The 2959-nt window shown below is 68.0% G+C and carries 2 protein-coding genes and 2 pseudogenes; 2 read left to right on the top strand and 2 right to left on the bottom strand.

Annotation, left to right across the window (positions count from 1 at the left end; all coding sequences use genetic code 11):
- Both EET03_RS08725 and EET03_RS08720 read left to right on the top strand, forming a co-directional pair.
- Nucleotides 1-197, top strand: a pseudogene (locus EET03_RS08725) (hypothetical protein); the annotation flags it as partial.
- Entirely contained in the window at nucleotides 194-682 is a 489-nt protein-coding gene (locus EET03_RS08720; protein ID WP_063471604.1) for a ferritin-like domain-containing protein, read from the top strand. The pseudogene EET03_RS08725 and the gene EET03_RS08720, both read left to right, overlap by 4 nt.
- Here EET03_RS08720 and EET03_RS08715 read toward each other — a convergent pair whose 3' ends face one another.
- Both EET03_RS08715 and EET03_RS32350 read right to left on the bottom strand, forming a co-directional pair.
- Nucleotides 683-2431 (bottom strand): proline--tRNA ligase, encoded by a 1749-nt coding sequence (locus tag EET03_RS08715; RefSeq protein ID WP_063471616.1) that lies wholly within the window; start codon nucleotides 2429-2431, stop codon nucleotides 683-685.
- A 130-nt stretch (nucleotides 2432-2561) separates the two neighbouring features.
- Nucleotides 2562-2959 (bottom strand): annotated as a pseudogene (locus EET03_RS32350) (hypothetical protein); the annotation flags it as partial.

Here is a 2959-nt window from a genome sequence, read left to right as displayed (position 1 = left end):
GCCCCACGGGCACCGAACCCCCGCCCCCGCCACCGCCGGTGTCCGACGTGGTGGATTCGCTGCGCAAGTCGGCCGAGGATGCCAGTCGCCTGGTCGCCACGGTATCGGGCTACCGCGCCGGTCTGCTCGCCTCCATCGCCGCTTCGTGTACGGCGTCCTACACGGTGGCCCTGATGCCCGGGGGCCCTTCCATATGACCTCGTCCGAACCCAGCTTCGGGGCCAGCCCCAAGCGGTCGCCCGCCGGCAAAGATGCCGACACCGCGGCGCTGAGCGACGCCCTCGCCGTCGAGCACGCGACCATCTATGGGTATGGCATTGTGTCGGCGCTGTCGCCGCCCAGCGTCAACGACTTGGTGGTGGAGGCGTTGAACCAACATCGCCAACGTCGTGACGACGTCATCGCGATGCTGGCCGCCCGCAAGGTCACCGCGCCGGCGGCCGCCGCGGGTTACCAGTTGCCCAATGACGTGGGCAGCGCAGCCGATGCGGCTCGGCTGGCCGCGCGGATGGAGAACGACGGCGCGACGGCGTGGCGTGCGGTCGTCGAGCATGCCGAGACAGCCGATGACCGGGCGTTCGCGTCGACGGCTTTGACCCAGAGCGCGGTGATGGCCGCCCGGTGGAACAAGGTGCTGGGAGCCTGGCCGATCACCGCTTCGTTCCCGGGCGGCAACGAATAGCTAACCGCTGATGGCTGCCGCGATATCGGTAGCCAGCGCGGCGCCGGCGGCCAGTTCGCGGGTCTGACCGGTGAACCGGTCGCGCAGCTCGACCACGCCGTCCGCCCAGCCGCGCCCCACCACGACGATCCAGGGCATTCCCAGCAGTTCGGCGTCCTTGAACTTGACGCCGGGCGAGGCCTGACGGTCGTCGAGCAGCACCCCGACCCCCAGTTGATCCAGTTCGGCGGCCAGCGCGACGGCTCCGGTGCGCGCCTCCGCGTCCTTGTTGGCGATCACCAGGTGAACATCGAACGGCGCGATCGCCTGCGGCCAGCGCAAGCCCAGCTCGTCGTGGTGTTGTTCGGCCACGACCGCGACCAGCCGCGATACCCCGATGCCATAGGAGCCCATGGTCAGCCGTACCGGCTTGCCGTCTTCGCCGAGCACGTCGGCGCTGAAGGCGTCGGTGTATTTCTGGCCGAGCTGGAAGATGTGGCCGATCTCGATACCACGCGCTATGACCAGGGAGCCGGCACCGTCCGGAGAGGGATCGCCTTCGCGCACCTCGGCAGCCTCGATGGTGCCGTCGGCGGTGAAATCACGACCGGCCACCAAGTTCACCACGTGACGGCCGGGTTCGTCGGCGCCGGTGATCCAGCTGCTGCCGTCGACCACACGCGGGTCGACCAGGTAGCGAATGTTGTTGGAGCACAATGCTTTCGGTCCGATATAACCCTTGACCAGGAACGGGTATCTGGCGAAGTCGCTGTCGTCGAGCAACGCGTATTCGGCAGGGTCCAGCGCCGCGCCGAGCCTCTTTTCGTCGACCTCGCGGTCGCCGGGCACCCCGATGGCCAGCAACTCCCAGTCCTTGCCGGGTTGGCGGACTTTGACCAGGACGTTCTTCAGAGTGTCCGCGGCGGTCACCGTGCGGCCTAGCTCGGCCTGGTTGGCCCAGGCGACCAGCGTGGCGATGGTCGGGGTGTCGCCGGTGTCGTAAACCACGGCCTCGGGTTGTCCGTCGATCGGTTGGGTCTCCGGGCGCGCGGTGATGACGGCTTCGACGTTGGCCGCGTAGCCGGACTGCGGGCACCGCACAAAGGTGTCTTCGCCGACCGGGCTTTCGGCGAGGAATTCTTCGGATGCGCTGCCGCCCATGGCGCCGGACACCGCCGAGACGATGACATAGCGGACCTGCAGCCGGTCGAAGATGCGCTGGTAGGCCTCGCGGTGCGCGTGGTAGGCGGCCTTGAGCCCAGCACTGTCGATGTCGAAGGAGTAGGAGTCCTTCATCACGAACTCCCGGACCCGCAAGATGCCAGCCCGCGGCCGCACTTCGTCGCGGTATTTGTTTTGGATTTGATACAGCGTGAGCGGAAAGTCCTTGTAGGAGTTGTATTCACCCTTCACCGTCAGGGTGAACAGCTCTTCATGCGTCGGGCCCAGCAGGTAGTCGTTACCGCGGCGGTCTTTGAGCCGAAATACACCGTCGCCGTATTCGGTCCACCGGTTTGTGGTCTCGTACGGGGCTCGCGGCAGCAGCGCGGGAAACAAGATCTCTTGCCCGCCGATGGAGTTCATCTCTTCGCGGACCACCCGCTCGATGTTGCGCAAGACTTTTAGGCCCAGCGGCAGCCAGCTGTAGAGTCCCGGCGCGACGGGCCGGACGTATCCGGCTCTGATCAGCAGTTTGTGGCTGGGCACTTCGGCGTCGGCGGGGTCGTCACGCAGGGTGCGCAGGAACAGCTGGGACATCCGGGTGATCACAGGCGGCAAGCCTAGTGACTGCTATGGCGGCCGGGCCCGCGCGGTTGCCGTTCACATGCGCTGTTTGCTTCACCGCGCATACCGCGCGGTGACTGCAACACGGCTCATCGGATGCAATTGGCCGGGATGCCTAGACCGACGGCGCATCCGCGTTGTGCCACGGCCCGCCAGTGCGTCGGGATTGCCGTGCGCCACAGCTCGTTTCGTGCGTAGGCAACAGCGACACCATCGGCCCCGGACCTGGCCGGTTAGCCGTTCGGGCCGGCTTGTCCGTCGGTGCCGGCGATACCGTCTGAGCCGGCGCCACCGTTTGAGCCACCCAGCCCTTGGCCACCCTGACCCCCGGTGCCGGCCGCGCCACCCGCGCCGCCTGTCCCGCCCGGACCGCCGACACCAGCAGAGCCGTCGGCACCGGGTAGACCCAGCAAGAACCCGGCGCGGCCGCCCACGCCACCAAGGGGTCCACCGGCTCCACCGGCCCCGCCGTCACCGCCACCGCCGCCATCGCCACCGGCACCGCCGCCACCG

Source organism: Mycobacterium innocens (assembly GCF_900566055.1).
Classification (GTDB): domain Bacteria; phylum Actinomycetota; class Actinomycetes; order Mycobacteriales; family Mycobacteriaceae; genus Mycobacterium; species Mycobacterium innocens.
Note: the sequence above shows the minus strand (reverse complement) of the source record. Positions and strands in the feature narration are given on the sequence as shown.

Coding starts and splice junctions, on each gene's coding strand:
- EET03_RS08720 (WP_063471604.1), top strand. CDS start 194: ATGACCTCGTCCGAACCCAGCTTCGGGGCCAGCCCCAAGCGGTCGCCC.